Annotated in this window: 14 protein-coding genes and 1 pseudogene; 6 read left to right on the top strand and 9 right to left on the bottom strand. The window is 69.3% G+C overall.

What is annotated here, in order from left to right:
- The first annotated feature begins 879 nt into the window (after window positions 1-879).
- Window positions 880-1,194 (top strand): hypothetical protein, encoded by a 315-nt coding sequence (locus ACWDEX_RS33820; RefSeq protein ID WP_450468294.1) that lies wholly within the window; start codon window positions 880-882, stop codon window positions 1,192-1,194.
- A 185-nt stretch (window positions 1,195-1,379) separates the two neighbouring features.
- On the opposite strand, the gene ACWDEX_RS33825 is transcribed toward ACWDEX_RS33820, so the two are convergent.
- Complete coding sequence (locus ACWDEX_RS33825; RefSeq protein ID WP_450468295.1) at window positions 1,380-2,369, bottom strand: AraC family transcriptional regulator; 990 nt, start codon at window positions 2,367-2,369, stop codon at window positions 1,380-1,382.
- A gap of 658 nt (window positions 2,370-3,027) precedes the next feature.
- Window positions 3,028-3,198, bottom strand: coding sequence for a hypothetical protein (locus ACWDEX_RS33830; protein WP_450468296.1), 171 nt, complete (start codon window positions 3,196-3,198; stop codon window positions 3,028-3,030).
- 282 nt (window positions 3,199-3,480) lie between these two features.
- On the opposite strand from ACWDEX_RS33830, the gene ACWDEX_RS33835 reads away from it, so the two are divergent.
- A complete protein-coding gene (locus ACWDEX_RS33835; RefSeq protein ID WP_450468297.1) occupies window positions 3,481-6,228 on the top strand; it encodes a helix-turn-helix transcriptional regulator in 2,748 nt (915 codons plus the stop codon).
- Between the two features lie 387 nt (window positions 6,229-6,615).
- Here the strand turns inward: ACWDEX_RS33835 and ACWDEX_RS33840 are convergent, their stop codons facing one another.
- Window positions 6,616-6,762, bottom strand: coding sequence for a group II intron maturase-specific domain-containing protein (locus ACWDEX_RS33840; RefSeq protein WP_450468298.1), 147 nt, complete (start codon window positions 6,760-6,762; stop codon window positions 6,616-6,618).
- Between the two features lie 47 nt (window positions 6,763-6,809).
- Between ACWDEX_RS33840 and ACWDEX_RS33845 the strand changes: the two genes are divergently transcribed.
- Entirely contained in the window at window positions 6,810-7,496 is a 687-nt protein-coding gene (locus tag ACWDEX_RS33845) for a prohibitin family protein (RefSeq protein WP_450468299.1), read from the top strand.
- A gap of 444 nt (window positions 7,497-7,940) precedes the next feature.
- Here ACWDEX_RS33845 and ACWDEX_RS33850 read toward each other — a convergent pair whose 3' ends face one another.
- Window positions 7,941-8,882: a TIGR03620 family F420-dependent LLM class oxidoreductase gene (locus ACWDEX_RS33850; protein ID WP_450468300.1), complete on the bottom strand. Its 942-nt coding sequence runs from the start codon at window positions 8,880-8,882 to the stop codon at window positions 7,941-7,943.
- Between the two features lie 108 nt (window positions 8,883-8,990).
- Between ACWDEX_RS33850 and ACWDEX_RS33855 the strand changes: the two genes are divergently transcribed.
- Window positions 8,991-9,581 (top strand): TetR/AcrR family transcriptional regulator, encoded by a 591-nt coding sequence (locus ACWDEX_RS33855; protein ID WP_450468301.1) that lies wholly within the window; start codon window positions 8,991-8,993, stop codon window positions 9,579-9,581.
- A gap of 727 nt (window positions 9,582-10,308) precedes the next feature.
- Here ACWDEX_RS33855 and ACWDEX_RS33860 read toward each other — a convergent pair.
- From ACWDEX_RS33860 to ACWDEX_RS33875, 4 genes are all read right to left on the bottom strand, one after another.
- On the bottom strand, window positions 10,309-11,049 hold the full coding sequence (locus ACWDEX_RS33860; protein ID WP_450468302.1) for an amino acid ABC transporter ATP-binding protein: 741 nt from the start codon (window positions 11,047-11,049) through the stop codon (window positions 10,309-10,311).
- Window positions 11,046-11,945 carry an amino acid ABC transporter permease gene (locus ACWDEX_RS33865; protein WP_450468303.1) on the bottom strand — a complete coding sequence of 300 codons (900 nt, stop codon included), beginning with the start codon at window positions 11,943-11,945 and terminating at the stop codon, window positions 11,046-11,048. The genes ACWDEX_RS33860 and ACWDEX_RS33865 overlap by 4 nt, the downstream gene beginning before the upstream one ends.
- Before the next feature lie 11 nt (window positions 11,946-11,956).
- Window positions 11,957-12,826, bottom strand: coding sequence for an ABC transporter substrate-binding protein (locus ACWDEX_RS33870; RefSeq protein WP_450468304.1), 870 nt, complete (start codon window positions 12,824-12,826; stop codon window positions 11,957-11,959).
- Between the two features lie 217 nt (window positions 12,827-13,043).
- On the bottom strand, window positions 13,044-13,904 hold the full coding sequence (locus ACWDEX_RS33875) for an SAM hydroxide adenosyltransferase (protein WP_450468305.1): 861 nt from the start codon (window positions 13,902-13,904) through the stop codon (window positions 13,044-13,046).
- 322 nt (window positions 13,905-14,226) lie between these two features.
- On the opposite strand from ACWDEX_RS33875, the gene ACWDEX_RS33880 reads away from it, so the two are divergent.
- Window positions 14,227-15,777, top strand: coding sequence for a hypothetical protein (locus tag ACWDEX_RS33880; protein ID WP_450468306.1), 1,551 nt, complete (start codon window positions 14,227-14,229; stop codon window positions 15,775-15,777).
- 151 nt (window positions 15,778-15,928) lie between these two features.
- Here the strand turns inward: ACWDEX_RS33880 and ACWDEX_RS33885 are convergent.
- Window positions 15,929-16,331 (bottom strand): annotated as a pseudogene (locus ACWDEX_RS33885) (ATP-binding protein); the annotation flags it as partial.
- Between the two features lie 472 nt (window positions 16,332-16,803).
- On the opposite strand from ACWDEX_RS33885, the gene ACWDEX_RS33890 reads away from it, so the two are divergent.
- Entirely contained in the window at window positions 16,804-17,274 is a 471-nt protein-coding gene (locus ACWDEX_RS33890; protein WP_450468307.1) for a GNAT family N-acetyltransferase, read from the top strand.
- The last annotated feature ends 204 nt before the right edge of the window (window positions 17,275-17,478 follow it).

Consider the following 17,478-nt stretch of genomic DNA (forward strand, 5'->3'; position numbering starts at 1 on the left):
CCTGCTGGGCGGCTTCGGCGCGGGCAGTGTCGATTTGGGCGGCCAGCGTGGGCAGGTGGGCGTGCATCGCGGCGAACTGCTGCCACATGATCGTCCGGCGCCTCGCCGAGCGCACCGTGGACGCGAAGTGCAGCAGCCGACCGGCTCGCCGCACGGGCCCAGCAGGAGCTTCCACGAGCCGGGCGGCGGTCAGCTTGGCACGTGGGTATGTGCGCAGTTCGGGGCGCACCCGTTCACAGCCGGTCCAGCGCGACCAGCCCTTGCTTGCGGCTACCGCCGGGAGCCGAACCTGCGGTCAATCGCCGCCGACCTACCGATTCAGCCGGACAACCGTCTCGATCACCAGCTGCCCGCCGCCGACCAACGGTCCTCCCTGTGTACATGCTCCGAGCGCCCCACCGAGGGTGCCAACCTGCGGTCGGCCCTGCCTGGGCGTTGCCGCAGGTCAGTGCCATGTTTTGTCCGTCAGCGGCGTCCGTGGTTGTGTGCCCCCTGGGAAGCGTGGAAGAGCCGAGTCGGCGGAATCCCGTCCAGGCTGCGGAAAATCGCAGGTCACAGCCCCCATCCATGGCTCGAATTGTGAGCGGTCAGCCACAGGTTCGAGCCCTATGGGGCACCCAGAACATGGCTGATTCCCTGTCAAGGATCATGGGACCCGACGCCAGTAGGCATCGTGAACGGGAGCCTGCGCCTGATCAGCCCCGTGGAGTCGGGTGCCCTCTCGGCGCTAACCTGCGGTTTTTGCTCGGGAGTCGGTATCCGCTACCAGGCAGCACGCTCGTCCTCGACGCGGGAGGGACAACGCCGTGACGCAGCGCGGAGCGGTCGGCGGTTGGCCGAGGAAGGGAAGCGACGGGCTCCGCCGGTACCGTGTTCCCCGTGGACGGACAGCTGAGCAATGCGGAACTCGATGAGCTGGTCGAGCAGGCCACCGTGGATGCCTACGACGACAAAGAGCAGCTCACGGGCCTCTACACGAGGCTCTCAGAGCATCTGGCCGTCCCGTTCAAGACAATCGTTCTCGGGGTCGATGTCACCGTGAAGAAGGTGGACCTGCTGCCCGGCAGTCAGATCGTGGCGGTGTGTACGCGCGGTCGGCACCGACAGGCGATCGGCATTCTCGACCTTCCGTTGCCGGATCCAGCGCCCAAGGGGGCTGAGTGGATCAAGGCCTACCGGCACTGGGGACCCTGAAGGCACCCGGGTCAATAGTCGCCCGGCAGCGCCGACCAGTAGCCCTGATCGGCGAGCCGGGCCCGGGCGCGGCAGTACTGCCGTTCCGCGCAGAACAACCATTACCGCTGCAGCTGCGCCGGTGAGGTGGCCAGCATGTCCTTGAACCGGCGGAACGCTCCCGGAATCAGGACCCGGCTGGGTCGTCAGGCACGTCCGAGGGGCGCGTCCGCGGTGACGGCGCCGCCAAAGCGGCGCCACTCGGACGGGGACATCCCGTGGGCCGCTTGGAAGCGGCGGCTGAAGTGGCTGGGGCTGCTGAATCCGCAGCGGGAGGAGACCGCGGCGATGGTCAGGCGGTCGTAGCGCCGGGAGGCGAGCATGCGCCGCGCCTCGCCCAGCCGCTCGTCGATCAGCCACTGCTCCAGGCTGATTCCCGCCCCGCTGAGCAGGGTGTAGAGGCGGCGCACCGAAATGGCGTGCTCTGCCGCGATCCGCTCCGGTGTCAGTTCGCGATCGGCGAGGTGGGACCGTACGTAGGCCATGATCCGCGTGAGGAGGGTCTCGTCCATCGTGGCCTTGACCTCGACGCTCTGTTCGGCGTGGGCGGCGGACAGGAGCAGCGCGCGGACGAGTTCCGTTGTGGCGGATCCGAGGTCCTGGGCACCGGGATCGCCCTCCAGGCGGCCGGGGTCGCGGTGGATGCCCCGAAGGTGTTCCAGGACCAGGTTGTGGAGCGGGCTGGCGCGCAGTTGCAGGGAGGCTCGTTCGACGGTGTCGACCGGCACGTCGAGGCGGTTCATGTCGAACATGACGACCTGGGAGGCGCCGTCGCCGGACCAGCCGTATGTGCGGGGTGTCAGTTCGTGGAAGACGCAGATGTCGTCGAGGCCCAGGAGGAGTTGCCGGCCGGCGACCTCGGCCCGGTGGATGCCCCGGGTCTGGAGGGAGACCGAGACGATGGGGTTGTCCCGGTGGTGGTGTACGTGGTGGGTCGTTCGGCGTACCTCGAAGCCCGAGTTCCGGGTGGCGAAGAGGTCCAGTCCGCCGACGCGCCACGCCTCCATGCGCGCGTGGATGCCGGTTTCCGGCTCCTCGTGGACGACGTCGTTGGGCGTCCGTGTATCCGTGAGCACGTGGTGGAAGGCGTCCACGCGCTCACGGGGCGGGACGGTCTTGAGGTCGATCAGCAGCACACCAAACTCCTGGAAGGACTGAATTCGGCCAGTCCGCCTGAGCGGTGCGCGCGGGCGGCGGCCGATGATGGTTGGGGGCGGAGGTTCCACGGGCCGCCGCGAGGTCCTGAAGGCGGGGCGGGTGGCCTTGTGCGTGTGGCGGTCCGCCCGGTGGGAAGTGCCTCAGGAGCTGGCCTGGACATCACCCCGTCTCTGGGCCGGCGTACGGCCGCGCTGGGTGAGGGCGAGGGCCTGGCCGTGAGGACTCCTCTCCCTTCGGTGCGGCCCTCGCCTGCCAACTGGTGTCGGTCAACTCCTCGATCGGTTAGGCAGGTTAGAAGTCGTCGTCGCGATCTCCGCGGCACCTGACCCCGTTTGACGACGGGCGGTGGCACCCGTGTGAATCGGCTCCGTCTGCGCCGCCGGCCAGCACTTCGCCGACCGGTGTCGGCGCGTCGGCCCCCACCCGTCGGCGGCGAGGGTGCGGAGAAAAGGGCAGGTTGTCCTGCCGGACGGCGCCGAACCGACGCGAGGACACTCCCCGTGCAGGCGTGCACGGATGGTGAGATCCCCGTGCACCCCCGGAACACCAGGACGCCGGAAGCGACGTCGGTATCCGCCGCGCGGAGCCGACGCACAAGTGCTCGCGTGCCTGTCGCCACCGGCATATAACCGATGGTCAGGACCGCCACGCCATTTCAGCCGTTCCGACGCGCGAAGTGGGCCGCACGTCGGGGGTGTAGCGGCGTGGGCCCGCATCCGTCGTGATGAAGAGCAGGTGCCCCAACTGCTGGGTCGTCATCCGGCCCGGGTCCGAAGGAGGCTCGTAGGAGGCGACCGTCACGGGCATGGCGGCGATGGAGACGGCGCGGCTCCAGCGATGGCCGGTGTTCCCGTCCTCCGGGAACCCAGCCGGTCGGTCACGGATGTCATGGGTCCTCTCCCTCCGGTCGGCATGGCATCCAGCATGGAACACGGGATGGCTTACGTCGGCGGCTGAATGACTGTGAAGCGACTGTGGGTGACGTGTCGCCGGACACATGACTCTCAGCGCATTCCGACTGTGCAATGCGTGCATCTACACTGCAACGGTCCAGGTCAGAGCACTGGCGCAGGCGCAGAGGAACATCGGATGTCAGGCACCACACTGTTCGGCCGGGGCGAGGAGCTGGCGGCCGTCGACGCACTGGTCGACGCCCTGCCCCGGCGTGGTGACGCGCTGCTGATTCACGGGGCCCCCGGGGTCGGCAAGTCCGCCCTCCTGGACCACGCCGCAGCCCGGGCCCGCGCCTGCGGATTCACCGTCCTCAGGGCCTCGGGGGTCCAGGCGGAGAGCGATCTGCCGTTCGCGGGGCTGCACCAGCTGACCCACACCGTGACGGACCGCATCCCGCGCTTGCCCACCCCCCAGGCACAGGCGCTGCTGGGGGTCTTCGGCATGACGGAGCCGTCCCCCGGTGCCCCCGGGCCCCAGGTCTTCATGCTCTTCCTGGCCGTCCTCGGCCTGCTCGGCGAGGCGGCCGCCGAAGCCCCCGTTCTGCTGGTCGTGGACGACGCCCAGTGGCTGGACACGCCGACCCTGGACGTCCTCGCGTTCGTCGCACGCCGCGTCGGCGCCGAACCCGTCGGCCTGCTCGTCGCCGTCCGCGAGGACCGTACGGTGTGGCGGGGCGCCCCCGACCTCCGCGAGCTGCACCTCAAGCCCTTGGAGCCGAACGCGGCCGACGCCCTGCTGACCGCCCGCAGCCCCGGTCTCGCCCCGGGGACGCGCCGCCTGGTGGCGCAGATGTCGGCCGGCAATCCCCTCGCGCTGACCGAGCTCCCCATGACCCTGGGGGCGGACGGGGCGCCTCGGGAGTCCGCGCTGTCTCCCGGACTTCCCCTCACCGCCCGCCTGGAGCGGGCGTTCTCCTCGCGGCCAGCCGACCTTCCGTCCGACACGCACCTCGCGCTGCTGGTCGCGGCCATCGCCGACGACGGTGCGCTGACCGAGGTGCTCGCTGCGGCTTCGGCCCTGACCGGCGCCGAGGTGTCCGCACGTTCCCTGGAGCCCGCCATCGCCGCGGGTCTGATGCGCGTCGACGGGTTCCGGATCGACTTCACCCACCCGCTGGTACCCTCCGCCATCCTGTGCTCGGCCTCGCTCGCGGACCGTCTCGCCGCCCACGGCGCGCTTGCCCGCACCCTCCAGGGACAGCCCGACCGGCAGGCCTGGCACCGGGCCGCGGCCGATGGTCGTCCCGACGAAGCGGTGGCACGGCAACTGGACCAGGCAGCTCTCAGCGCGAAGGAGCGCGGTGCCACAGCGGTGGCCCTGACGGCGCTGGAACGCGCCACCGCGCTGAGCGAGCTTCCCTCGGAGGGCGTGGCCCGTCTCCTCGGTGCGGCGGAACTGCGCTTCGAACTCGGCCAGGCGGATCGCGCGTCAGCCCTGGTGCAGCAGGCCGAATCGCTGGGCCCCGACCCGTTGGAGCGGGCCCGAATAGTCCTGCTGCGCGACTGGCTGGAATCGGAGTCCGACACGAGCACCTCCCGGATCCACCTGCTGATCGCCACGGCCGAGCAGGCCGCCGAGGCCGGCGATCCCGAACTCGCATTGCGGCTGCTGCGCGCGGCCGCGCGGCGGTGCTGGTGGGCGGACCCGGAGCGGGAACTGCGGGAGCGCGTCGTGACGGCCGCCGAGCGGCTACCGGTCCCGGAGCTCCACCCGGACCTGGTGTGCACGCTGGCGGGGGCCGCCCCGGTGGAGGCGTCGGCGACGGTGATCGACCGGCTGCGGCGCCTCGAACGTGAGGGCGGGTACGACGTCGTGACTGCCGCCACCCTGGCCAATGCGGCCATCATGCTGAACGCGTACGACCATGTCACCGGATTCGTCCGCCACGCGGCAGACGGACTGCGTCGTCAGGGGCGTCGGGCCCTGCTGGCCCAGAGTCTGGTGTTCCTCGCCCTCGCCACCGTGCACACCGTCGACTGGGAGACCGGACTCCCGGCGGCGGCCGAGGCGGCACGGCTGGCCGAGGAGAACGTGCAACCGCGCTGGATGACCGGCGCGCGGGTGGCGAAGGCACAGTTCGCCGCACTGCGTGGAGACCTGGACACCGCGCTGGTCACGATCGGCGAGGCGGAGGGCCAGGGGCTGACCGTGGTCGACCCCTCCAAGCTCGCGTACATCCAGATCACGCGTGGCCTCATCGGCCTTGCCGCGGGCCATCTCGCCGAGGCGTTCTCCTGCGTCTGGCGGGTCTTCGACCCGGCCGATCCCGCCTACCACCCGTTCATGCAGACCATGGCCATCACGGAGTTGGCCGAAGCCGCCACCGGCGACGACCAGCGGGCCATGGCGCGGAACGCCCTGCGACAGCTCGCCACGTCCGCCGGGGCGAGCGAGGTCCAGATGATCCGGGTGAACCTGGGGTTCGCCCGGGCGCTGCTCGCCGACGACGAGCACGCCGAAGAGCACTTCCGGTCGGCGTTCAACCTGGACATGTCCCGTACGCCCTTCGTCCGCGCCCGGCTGATGCTCGCCTACGGCACCTGGCTCCGGCGGCGCCGGCGGGTGATGGAGGCCCGCACTCCGCTGCGGATCGCCCGGGAGTCCTTCGCGGCCATGGGCGTGGAGCCGTGGCGTGAGCGGGCGGCCCAGGAGCTCCGCTCGGCCGGCGAGGGCAGCAGGAGCCAAGGCCGCCCCGACCGGGACCTGCTCACGCCCCAGGAGGTCCAGATCGCCCAGCTGGCGGCGCAGGGGCTCTCCAACAAGGAGATAGGCCGGCAGCTGCACCTGTCGCCCCGGACGATCGGCACGCACCTGTACCGGATCTTCCCGAAGCTCGGGATCACCTCTCGCAGCCAGCTGAGCGAGAAGCTGGGAACGGACTGAGCGCGACCCGTTCGGTGGGCGGGCACCGGCTCTCCCGAGATAACGCAACACCATTGAACGGGCGATCAACCGACTCAAGCACGCCAGAGCCGTGGGTGAGGTCGACTCGGGGCGCCCTGCCGGTGTTTCCGCCGGTGGGTTTCCCCGAGCCTCCTCCCGAACCCGGCGTGCCCGTCTCCGGGCACCGGGCTCTCCACAAATCCCGTTTCGAGCTGTTCAGTTCCTCATGCTGTAGTGGGCCACGGGGGCGGGATGGCTGTTCCCCGGTATCGGTATCTCGTTGTGCTTACCTTTGCCGGGTTGAACAGTTCCGCTTCCTCCGTGGCAGGCCACCAGCCACCGCCGTAATAGCGTCGACGGAGCTGCTTCCAAGTGATCCCAGGATGTTTACGCCGGATCCTTTGATACTCCGGGACGGAAGTACGCGCACCATCCCCGCAACACCGAGTTCAGCCGGTGCAGTAAGGACTCCAGCGGCAATCCGACGTTCTGCCGTCCGGTCAGTTCCTTCACCTTGCCCGTTGCGGAACGCACTGATTTCCGCGCCGGATAGGTATAGATGTACTGCGGTGGGTGCGCCGATGACGTCCGGGATGCATCTGAAGGCGCCGTTCACCGATGTCACGCGGTTCTCGACCCGTCCGGTCGACCTCAACCTCTCCGACAAGGACGTCGTCGAGGTGCGGTCTTCCCAGGGGGGTGTGATGTACGTGGAGGTGACCGTGAAGTGGGCGGTCATACCGGACAAGGCGAGGGAGCTGTATCGGCTGGCCGGGAGCGAGGACGCCATTCAGCAGCGACTGGTCTTCCCGGACAGCCGGGAGATCGTCCGGAACGTCTTCGCCCGCCACACCAGCGAGCAGGGATACGCCTCGGCCCGAGAAAAGATCAACACGGAGATCGACACGTTGATCAAGGAGCGACTCTCGCCCCGCGGTATCGACATCACCGCCGTGAACCTGCGCAACGTCAAGCCTTCGGACGCCCTCCAGAAGCAGATCGACCGCAAGATCCAGCAAAAGGAGGCCACCGAGCGGGCCACCGAGGCAACCCGCACGGCGGAAGAGGAGGCCAAGCGCCGCAAGATCGAGGCCGAGGGCACCGCCCGCGCCAACAAGATCCTCAACGACTCTCTGACCGACAAGGTTCTGATGAACCAGTGCATCGACGCATACAGGGAAGCGGCCAAGGAGAACCCGGTCTACGCCGTGCCCTGCGGCTCCGGCAACGGCACCCCGGTCATCGTGGACGGCAGCGGCCGGAAGTGATTCCTCTTGCCGGCTGAGCCAGCGCATCGTGCTCGGCCCACACAGGCACGCCCTGTGAACCTGCGCCCAGGCCCAGCCGCAGCCGAGATCGTCCTGGGTGGCGTCAAGCAGTCTGCGGTCCGCGTGGGCAGCGGCAAGCGGATGGCTTTCGGCAAGGCTGGTAAAAGGTCGTGGCTTCAAACGCGGGTCGGTTCCCTTCGGGACTGACGCTCCCCCGCCGCGATCGAAGCCACTCGGGAAGGCCGACGGTTTCCACTGGTCGGAACCTGCGGCCGATCGCCGCCGACCTACCGGTTCAGCCGGACAACCGTCTCGATCACCAACTGTCCACCGCCGACCAGCGGCTCCGCCCGCCCCCAAGCTCCGAGCGCCCCGCCCCACGGTTTGGGTTCCAGTTGCGGTGGCTGACTTGCGGGCAAGTGCGAGTTTTCGGGCCGCGAATCGTCAACCGGAACGCAGCTGTTCACCTTGCGGCGACCACCCGAGGGCGGGGGCGAGCTCGCGCCATTCTCGTTGCGGCAGCCCGGTCGGGTCGGCGGTCAGTACTTGCAGGCAAACATGGTCAGCTCCCGCTCGGAGGTGTTGCTGCACGCGCCGGCTGATCGCTTCCGTGTCCCCGTAAGCGACGATCGCGTCCACCAGCCGACGACTCGGGCCGCCGAAGATGTCCTCGTCCCCGAAGCCGAGCCGACGTACGCTCGCCTCCTGGTGCGGCGCCAATAGGTACGAGGCGACATGCGCTGTGGCCACTTCCCGGGCCCGATCGAGGTCATGGTCGAGGACGACGGCCTGCTCGACCGCGAGAAACGCGTCCGGCCCCATGATCTGGCGTGCCCGTGCGGTGTGCTCGACGGGCACGAAGTACGTGTGCGCGCCCCAGGTGTGCTCGGCGGCCAGCTTGAGCATCTTCGGGCCCAGGGCAGCCAGGAGGCGGCGCGGAGCTGGGTCCGGTTTCGGGCCGTGAGCGGGTGACGCGTCCATGGCTTCCAGGTAGGAGCGCATCGTAGCCACCGCCCTGCCACGGGCCGGGACAGGGTAACCGTCCACATCGTGAACGGTGTCGTCGACGCGGTGCCCACCCAGGCCGAGTACGTAGCGTCCGGGGAACGCCTCGCCAAGGGTGCGCGCCGCGGCGGCGGTGGCCAGCGGCTCCCGGAAGGCGATGTTGGCGATGCCGGATGCGACGGCTATGCGACGGGTCGCCGAGAGCAGCAGCCACGCCTGGCCAACCGTGTCGCGGCCGAAAGCCTCCCCGTACCAGAGCGCCCCGTAACCCAGTTCCTCGATCTCCGCGGCCGATTCCCGCACCCGTCCGGCGGGCTGTCCCTCGTAAGCAAAGGTCCAGATCCCGACCCGGCCGAGCTCTGTCGATGCGCCGTCCGTCATGGATACTCCTCCACCCCACCTAACGGAGAGGTTCTCCGGTTAACGCCCGCTACAATACGGAGAACTTCTCCGCTTGGCCACCCCTGGAGACGGCCGAAGGGCAGGACGATGACGACGCGACAGGGCGATGCCACTCGATCGCCGAGGCGCACGGACGCGCGCCTGAACCGGGAACGCCTGGTGGCCGCCGCACAGGAAGTGTTCGCCGAGGCCGGCCCTGGGGCGTCCCTCAACGAGATCGCCCGCCGAGCCGGCGTCGGCCCCGGGACCCTGTACCGGCACTTCCCGAACCGCCAGGCCCTGCTGACCGCAGTGCTGAGAGACCGGATTCAGGTGCTGTGCGAGCGGGCGGAACGGCTACGTACTGCGGACTCCGCCGACGAGGCCCTGTCGCAATGGCTGGGAGCGTTCCTGGCCCACGCCCGCGCCAATCAGGGAATGGGTAGCGCCCTGATGGTCGACGAGCCCGGTGTGCAGGACCTCGACTGCCATCGGCTGATCCTGGACGCGGCGGCTGGTCTGCTCACCCGGGCGCAACGGCAGGGAACCGCCCGTGCCGACCTGACCGCCGACGACCTGGTCCAACTCGTGATCGGGATCGCGCTGTCCACGGCCCGCGATGAGGACGCCGAACAGGCCCGCCGATTGCTGGCTCTCGTGCTTGACGCCACGCACGGAGAACCGCGCCGAAGCGCGTGACCCCCGCCGGTCCGTGCGCGCGGACCTCTACCTGCTGGAGTCATCGCAGCCCCAACAGGCCCGACGAACCAAGCGGAGCCCCCCAGACCCCTTCGGTCTGGGGCTCCTACGTCGTCCGTCCTGTGGGCATTCAGGTCCAGGGCAGCCGACGGTTTCCACTGATCGGAATCTGCGGCCAATCGCCGCCGACCTACCGGTTCAGCCGGACAACCGTCTCGATCACCAACTGTCCGCCGCCGACCAGCGGTCCTCCCTGTGTACATGCTCCGAGCGCCCCGCCGGGGGTGCCAACCTGCGGTCGGCCCTGCGGTCACCGGCTGGCTCGCCCTGGCCCGCGCCGACGACCTGAGAGTGATCACGTCTGCGGCCACCCTGGTCAAGGTGGTCCATCCCCGCAGGCTCGGGTGCCTCACCGGGGCACCCTTCATGATGTGCCGAAGGACCCCGTCACCAGCGGAAACGCTGAGGCCGGGGGCTTCGCGTATGTGCAGGGGCGTGCAGCCGTGAGCGGCACTGTGACGCCGTCTGTGGACTGTTCGTGGACGGGATCGTGGAGCATCTTCCCTGGTCAGCTCTCAGAGATGGCGGGGTCCGATGCTGCGCGACATCCGGGCTTCGGGTTGCCGACTGGAACGACAACCCGAGGCTCTACGTCTGGACGAAGACCGCCGGCCAGATCCTCGAATCCCTCGCCTGAGACTGCCGAGGGATCAAGGAGTTCAGGACATCAGCGTTCCAGCACGCGGGACAGGAAGCGCCGGGTCGACTCGTGGCGGGGGTCGGTGAACACCTGCTCCGCGGTGCCCTGTTCGCGGATCACGCCGTCCTGAAGGAAGCAGACCTGGTCAGCGGCCTGCCGGGCGAAGCCCATCTCGTGCGTGGCCATCAGAATGGTCAGGCCGCGCTCCTTCAGGTCCGTGACCACGTCCAGCACCTCGCCCACCAGTTCGGGGTCGAGCGCCGAGGTGATCTCGTCGAAGAGCAACACCTGCGGGTCGGTGGCCAGGGCCCGGGCGATCGCGGCCCGCTGCTGCTGGCCGCCGGAGAGCCGGTCCGGGTAGTCGTGCGCCTTGTCCGCGAGGCCCAACCTGGCGAGCAGTTCGCGGGCCGACTCCTCGGCCTGCCTGCGCGGCACCTTGTGCACCTGGCGCGGGGCGAGCGTGATGTTGTCCAGCACGCTCAGGTGCGGGAACAGGTTGTACGCCTGGAAGACGATGCCGATCCGTCGGCGGGCCATCTTCGCGTCCAGGCGGGGATCGGTCAGCTCGGTCCCGCCCAGATGGATGGTGCCGTCGTCGACGACGTCCAACAGGTCGATGCAGCGCAGCAGGGTGGATTTACCTGAGCCCGATCCGCCGATCAGACAGACCACCTGGTGCTCGGCGACATCCAGGTCGATCGAGCGCAGGACCAGGCGTGAACCGTACGCCTTCCGCAGGGCGCTGATCCGCAGCAGTGGCTCGTTCACTGTCCAGCCTCCGCCCAGGTGCGCCGCGCAGCGCGGCGCTGCAGTCGGTCGGCGTACCTCGTCAAGGGGATGGTCACCGCGATGAACAGGGCTGCCGCCCCCAGGTAGGGGGTGTAGTTGAAGTCGTAGTTCGCCTTGATCTGCGCGACCCTCAGCGCCTCCAACGGCCCGAGGACGGCCACCAGCGCGGTGTCCTTCTGCAGTGCGATGAAGTCGTTGAGCAGGGGCGGCAGGACGTTGCGCACCGCCTGCGGGAGGATCACCCGCCGGAGGGTCTGCGACTCGCTGAGCCCGAGTGCCCGCGCGGCGTTGCGCTGCGCGGGGTGAACCGAGTTCAGGCCGGCCCGTAGCACCTCACCGACGTAGGCGGTGTAGGAAAGCACCAGCGCGATCACCCCGAGCAGCCAGGGCTGGGAGGGGGTGCCCTGCAGCTGGAGCGCCGGCAGGCCGAAGCCGACCAGGAAGACCAGCAGCAGGGTCGGCACTCCGCGGAAGACGTCCACGTACAGGGTCGCGGCCAGGCGCAACGGCTGCAGGCCGGGCGCCCGGGTGACCCGCACCAGGGCGATCAGCAGGCCCAGGACGAGGATCAGCACCTCGGCGATCAGGAACATCTGGACGTTGAGCCAGAATCCGTCCAGGATCGCGGGGAACGTCTCGCGGAACTCCGCGCCGTCCAGGAACCGGCTGTGCAGCCGGTCCCAGCCGGGCGAGGCGACCACGGCCGCCGCCACCGCCACGAGGCTGACCAGGGTGCACAGGGTCGCGATCCATCTGTTGCGCCGCTGGCGGGCGCGGCGGAACCGCTCCCGCTCGCGCTGCCGCTCGCTCGGCCGGTACTGCTCGTCCTGCGGGTTGGCCTGCTGATCCAGCTCGGCCGTGGTCTCGTGCTTCACTGTGCGACCCGCTACGGCTTGAGCTCGGGGGCGTGGGCCGAGGCCGACAGCCACTGGGAGGTGATCTTGTCCAGCGTGCCGTCGGCCTTGAGCGCGGCGAGCGCCTGGTTGACGCAGGGGGTCAGCCCGCTGCCCTTGCCCAGCAGCAGGCCGAACTGCTCCGGCGTGCCGCCGTGGTAGCCGAACTGGCCCAGGATCTTGCCACCGTGCACCTGTGTGCCCGCCAGGTAGAACACCGTCGGCAGGTCGGTGACGAGCGCGTCGATCTGGCCGTTCTGCAGGGCGTTGATCTCGTCGTTGGTGGTGTTGAAGACGCTCGGCTGCCGGCCGGGCTTTATCTCGTCGAGCACCGCCTGGTAGCTGGTGGTGGCAACCTGCACGCCGATCTTGGCGTCCTTGAGCGCGGCCAGTGAAGTGGCGCCCGCGTACTTGGACTTGTTCAGTACCAGGACGGCCTGATTGGCCGTGTAGTAGCTGGTCGAGAAGTCCACCGCCTTCGCCCGTGCCGGGGTGCTGGAGATCTGGTTGATGTCGAAGTCGAAGTTCTTCGGTCCCGGGGCGTAGGAGCTGTCGAACGGTTCGACCACCCACTTCACCTGGCTCCGGCTGAAGCCGAGCTTGCCGGCCACCGCGTAGGCCACGGCACTTTCGAAGCCCTTGCCGTTGGACGGGTCGTTGTTGTCGAACCACGGCGTGTAGGCCGGGGAGTCGGTGGCGACGGTCAACTGCCCCTGCTTGTAGAGGCTCGGGCTGGTCGCGCAGTTGCCGGAGGCCGTCGCTGTGGCCTTGGCCGTGCTCTGGGGCTGGGGCGCGCAGGCGGCGGCCGTCAGCACCACGACGGCGCCGAGCGAGGCGGCGAGGGACGTGCGGGAGAGGGACATGGGGGTTCCTTTGGAAATGCTGTCCGGAACGGACGGTGCGAAAGAAAAGCGGGGGGCAGTGCGTGCGCTCAGCGACACTGATCGGCGGCGTAACGCACGAGGTCAACGTGCCGACGGCGCACCAGGCGGAGGATTCCGGACACGCGCTTCAGCATTCCGGGCGGTGCGGTGCGGTGTCAATCGAGGCGGCCGTCGTTCGAGATGCAGCGACAACGCGTCAGCCGGTGGGATGGAGGACCCGGTCGCCTTCGCGCAGACCGAACAGTTCGGCTGCGGAACCGCCCCGCACGACCAGTTCGGCGAATCCCAGGCCCGAACTTCCGGTGGTGATGCCCGGCTCGCCGTACGGCACATCGGGCAGCCGGTCGTAACAGCGCACCTGGATCCGGCGGCCGTCGCGGGCGCTGTGGACGGGCAGACCAGCCGCCGCCCGGTGGCCGGGGATGGCGGCGACGGGGCGGTCCAGCTTGCAGTTGCCGAAGTTGTCCACCACGGCGACCCGCACCGCGCCGGCCGTCTCGGCGCCCACCGCCCGCTGGTCTGGCCCACCCACGACGTGCGGCCGTGCGGGGACCGGGCGACCGTCCACCAACCAGCGGGCCAGCAGCGGCACGTACCAGAGGCTGCGGAACTGGGTCCGCCCGATCTCCTCGGCCTCGGCCGGCGACAGCTCGGCCCACTGAGCGGCGGCGGTCTCCACCACCTCGCGTACGTCGGTGACCTGAACTTCCGTCAGCTCCAGATAGGTCGACAGCGGCGCGAGGACTCGGGGATTCAACGTACTGATCACCAGATGCTGCTTGTGGCGGAAGTAGCAGAACGGCGCCCCGTTGGGCCAGGAGCCGTCCCGCGGCGCGATATTGACCAGCACCACGACCGGGTGCGTCGGCGCGCCGACGAGTTCGGTGGCGCGCAGCAGGTCGAGCAGCGTGAGCGCGGCGACGCCCTCCGGGTCCGGCCCGGTCAGCGGAAGGACACTCGGCGTGGCCCCGAAGAGGGCGGCGATCCTGGCCGACTGTCGGGCCACCGCGTTGGGGTCGGCGCAATCGGTGAGCGAGATGACCGGGGGGTGGGTCATGGCGAGGTCTCCTGTGAATGGAGTCGGCCGCACGCGGCAGCCACGGGGACGACTGGGGGTGGGTGAGGAGCGCGGGAGGCAGCGGGGACAACAAAAAACGGACCCTCCGTTGCCGGAGGGTCCGTCGCGTCCTGCGCGCACACGGCTTCGCTAGCGAAGCGCCTCCGACATTCGGGGCATCATTCGCATCATGGCGAGGGTGGTGGTGTGCAGCATGGAGGGCACCATAGCACCGCAAATACCCACGCGGTCCGCCCTGACCAGCATGTGGACCGGGACCGTCGCGGGGAGGGGCTGCGCGGGCCGGTCGGCAAGGACCGCGTTGGCGAGTGCGAACCGGGTGACCCGCTTCTTCAACGCCGCTGAAGTCGAGCACCGTCTGGTCCCGCGGGGTGGACAGCCGCACCGTACGGACTCGTGCGGCGCACTGGGCGCGTGGCTGCGCCGAACGGTGGCGCCAGGCGTCGTCGGCCAGCAAAGCCGTGATGGTCTGCGGCAGTTCTTCTCCTTCGCTGCTCTCACCGCGGAGGGGCTCTTCGTCTTGTCGCTGCCCCGCAGCCTGCCCGTGACGGCCAGTTGCAGCGCCGCCGCGAGTTCCGCTCTCGCATCGTGCTCCATCGCCCGCTCGGTCCACACCGCCGCCACAGCACACTCCTCCCCACAACCGCTCGCCTCCCTCACCCCACGGCGTCCGCTCGGCTTCGCGTCCGCACCCACCCGCGGCGGCGGTAGGGTCCGCCGCGTGAGCGAGTACCAGTACTACGAGTTCCAGGCCCTCGATCGACCGCTGAGCCGCGAGGAGCAGGAGCAGCTGCGGGCCATCTCCACACGTGCCCGGATCACGGCCACCAGCTTCACCAACGCCTATAACTGGGGTGACCTGAGCGGCAGTCCACGCCGCATGGTCGAGCGCTACTTCGACGCCCACCTGTACGTCACCAACTGGGGCACCCACCGGCTGATGCTGCGTCTGCCCAAGGCAGCCCTGGCCTTGCCCACGGTGAAGCCGTACTGCCTCGACCACCATGTCGACGCCTGGACCACCCGCACCCACCTCCTGCTCGACCTCACCAGCGAGGACGAGGGCGGCGACTGGGTCGAGGGCGCCGAGGACTCCCTGGCCGCCCTCGTCGGCGTACGCGACGAACTCTCCACCGGTGACCTGCGCCCCCTCTACCTCGCCTGGCTCTCCGCGCTCACCGCCTGGGAACTCGAAGACGACGAAGAAGAGGAGTACCAGACCTGCCCCGAGCCGCCTGTCCCGGCCGGGCTCGGCGAACTGACCGCCCCGCAGCGCGCGCTCGCGGACTTCCTGCGCGTAAATGACGACCTGCTGACAGTAGCGGCCCAGGCCAGTCCCACCACGCCCAAGGAGCCGGCCAAACCCACGAAGAAGGACATCGCCCCGCTGATCGCCGCCCTCCCGCAGAAGGAAAAAGACGCTCTGCTCCTGCGGCTCGCCCTCGGCCCGGAAACCGGGTTGCGCACCGAACTCCTGCACCGCCTGCGCGGCACCACAGCCCCCACCACGGTCACCGGGCGCCGATCAGCAGCCCACCTCCTGGACGCCGCCCACACACGGCGCACCGAACGCCGACAGCGCGCCGAACACGAACGAGCCACAGCCCGCAACCAGCACCTGACCGCCCTCGCAGGCGAGGCCGAACACATCTGGCAGCAGGTCGAGGCACACATCGCCACCAAGAAGACCAACGCCTACGACCAGGCCGTCACCCTCCTCGCGGAACTACGCGAGGCGTACGTACACACCGGACGGAGCACGGACTTCCGAGAGCGCCTCACCAACCTGCGCGAGGACTACCAGCGCCGCCCCGGCCTCATCCACCGCCTCGACCACCACGGCCTCCGGTGACAACGCCACTCCCCTGTCTGCAGGCTTCCGCAGCGAGACCACCGCGTAGCAGAGCCCAGAGCGACCCCACACCACCCGTGATCGCCCCGCATGTGCAGGTCAGTGTCGTGCGCACGAGCGACCACGTACCCCATGCCTCACCGTCTCTCCGCTACTGCCAGGCGCGGACCAGATCTTCAGGCCCCCAGTGGGCCGCAAGCGGCAGACTGCCGACGACACCGCTGCGGGACACCGCGACCAGCGGCGTGTCCGGCCCGGCACCGGGCACCGCGAGTACGTCCCGAGCCAGGACGTCGTATTCACGCCGGCCGAACGGCTGGGACTCCAGCCACTTGATGGACCCGACGAAGTGCACCGCGCCCGCGACGGGGGTTGGGGTCTCCCCTGCTCGAACGGGGTTGAGAGCTTGGGGAAGGTCAGTGCCGACCAGGTCGATCTCGGGGTTGCCGGTTCCACCAGCCGCCGACCGCTTCAGTCTCCGGCAATCGCTCGTCGGGCAACAGCCGCAGCAGCGACTCGCGGATGAGCGGCTCGACCGCACGCCCCCGCCAAACAGGAGCCGCCAGCAAGGGACGGTCCGCCGCCGACCTACCGATTCAGCCGGACAACCGTCTCGATCACCAACTGCCCTCCGTCGACCAGCGGCTCCGCCCGCCCCCAAGCTCCGAGCGCCCCGCCGGGCGCACCCTTCAGGAGGTGCCAAAAGACCCCGTCACCAGCGGAAACGCTGAGGCCGGGGTCTTCGCGTATGTGCAGGCATGTGCAGTGCCGAGCGGCCCCAGGACGGGGTCTGTGGACTATTCGTGGACAGGATCTTGGAGCGTATGCCCAGGTCACAGCATCTGTCTCGGACGCGGACGCAGCCCGGCGTGCCAGTCCCGCTCGAGATCCTCTGCGTCGAATACGCTGCGAAGGCATCCGACCTGACGCCCTTGATATTGCGTACACACAACGGACTGCCGCACGGCGGCGGCTCTTCACGTCGGCCCGGATGGGGCAGCTCCCGAATGCAGGAAGGGGTGTGGCATGAGGTCCCCAGGCGTGCACCTGCGGGAGATCACCGACGACAACCGGGATGCCGTTCGTGCCCTCCGCGTCCGACGTGACCAGAAGCAGTTCGTCGCCTCCGTGTCCAAGTCGCTCAAGGAGGCGGCAAAGAAACCGGAGGCCAATCCCTGGTACCGCGCCGTGTACAGCGGCGACGAGCCAGTCGGCTTCGTGATGCTGTCGTGGAAGCCGCCGGCTGGTCCTTACAAAGGGCGGCACTTCATCTGGCGCCTCCTCATCGACAAGCGGCACCAAAGGCGAGGGATCGGCCGAGAGGCGCTCACACAGATCGCCGCCCTGGTTCGCGCCGACGGTGCCACCGAACTGCTGACCAGCTACGATCCCGGCGACGGCGAACCGTGGCCCTTCTACCAGAAGTTCGGGTTCGAACCCACGGGGGAGATCGACGACGGCGAGATCGTCCTGCGGCTCACCTTCCCCGCTCAGTGAGCTCGTACGGAAAGCGATCGTCCCTCGCTGAAACGGAACGCAAAGCGGCAGGTGCAACCAGCGGCCGATGGCACGCAGCTGAGACACGATGAAGCCCCCGGCCCATGCACTTGAGTTCTAGTGGTCGTCGCAACACCCCAGCTCAAGGGGTGCGATGGAGTTCGAGATCCGCAAGGACAGACGCGGCGGGGGCGGTCGTCGGCT

The sequence above is a fragment of the Streptomyces sp. NPDC001020 genome, from assembly GCF_053599115.1.

Coding starts and splice junctions, on each gene's coding strand:
- ACWDEX_RS33830 (WP_450468296.1), bottom strand. CDS start 3,198: ATGCCCGTGACGGTCGCCTCCTACGAGCCTCCTTCGGACCCGGGCCGG.
- ACWDEX_RS33835 (WP_450468297.1), top strand. CDS start 3,481: ATGTCAGGCACCACACTGTTCGGCCGGGGCGAGGAGCTGGCGGCCGTC.
- ACWDEX_RS33845 (WP_450468299.1), top strand. CDS start 6,810: ATGACGTCCGGGATGCATCTGAAGGCGCCGTTCACCGATGTCACGCGG.
- ACWDEX_RS33850 (WP_450468300.1), bottom strand. CDS start 8,882: ATGACGGACGGCGCATCGACAGAGCTCGGCCGGGTCGGGATCTGGACC.
- ACWDEX_RS33855 (WP_450468301.1), top strand. CDS start 8,991: ATGACGACGCGACAGGGCGATGCCACTCGATCGCCGAGGCGCACGGAC.
- ACWDEX_RS33870 (WP_450468304.1), bottom strand. CDS start 12,826: ATGTCCCTCTCCCGCACGTCCCTCGCCGCCTCGCTCGGCGCCGTCGTG.
- ACWDEX_RS33875 (WP_450468305.1), bottom strand. CDS start 13,904: ATGACCCACCCCCCGGTCATCTCGCTCACCGATTGCGCCGACCCCAAC.
- ACWDEX_RS33890 (WP_450468307.1), top strand. CDS start 16,804: ATGAGGTCCCCAGGCGTGCACCTGCGGGAGATCACCGACGACAACCGG.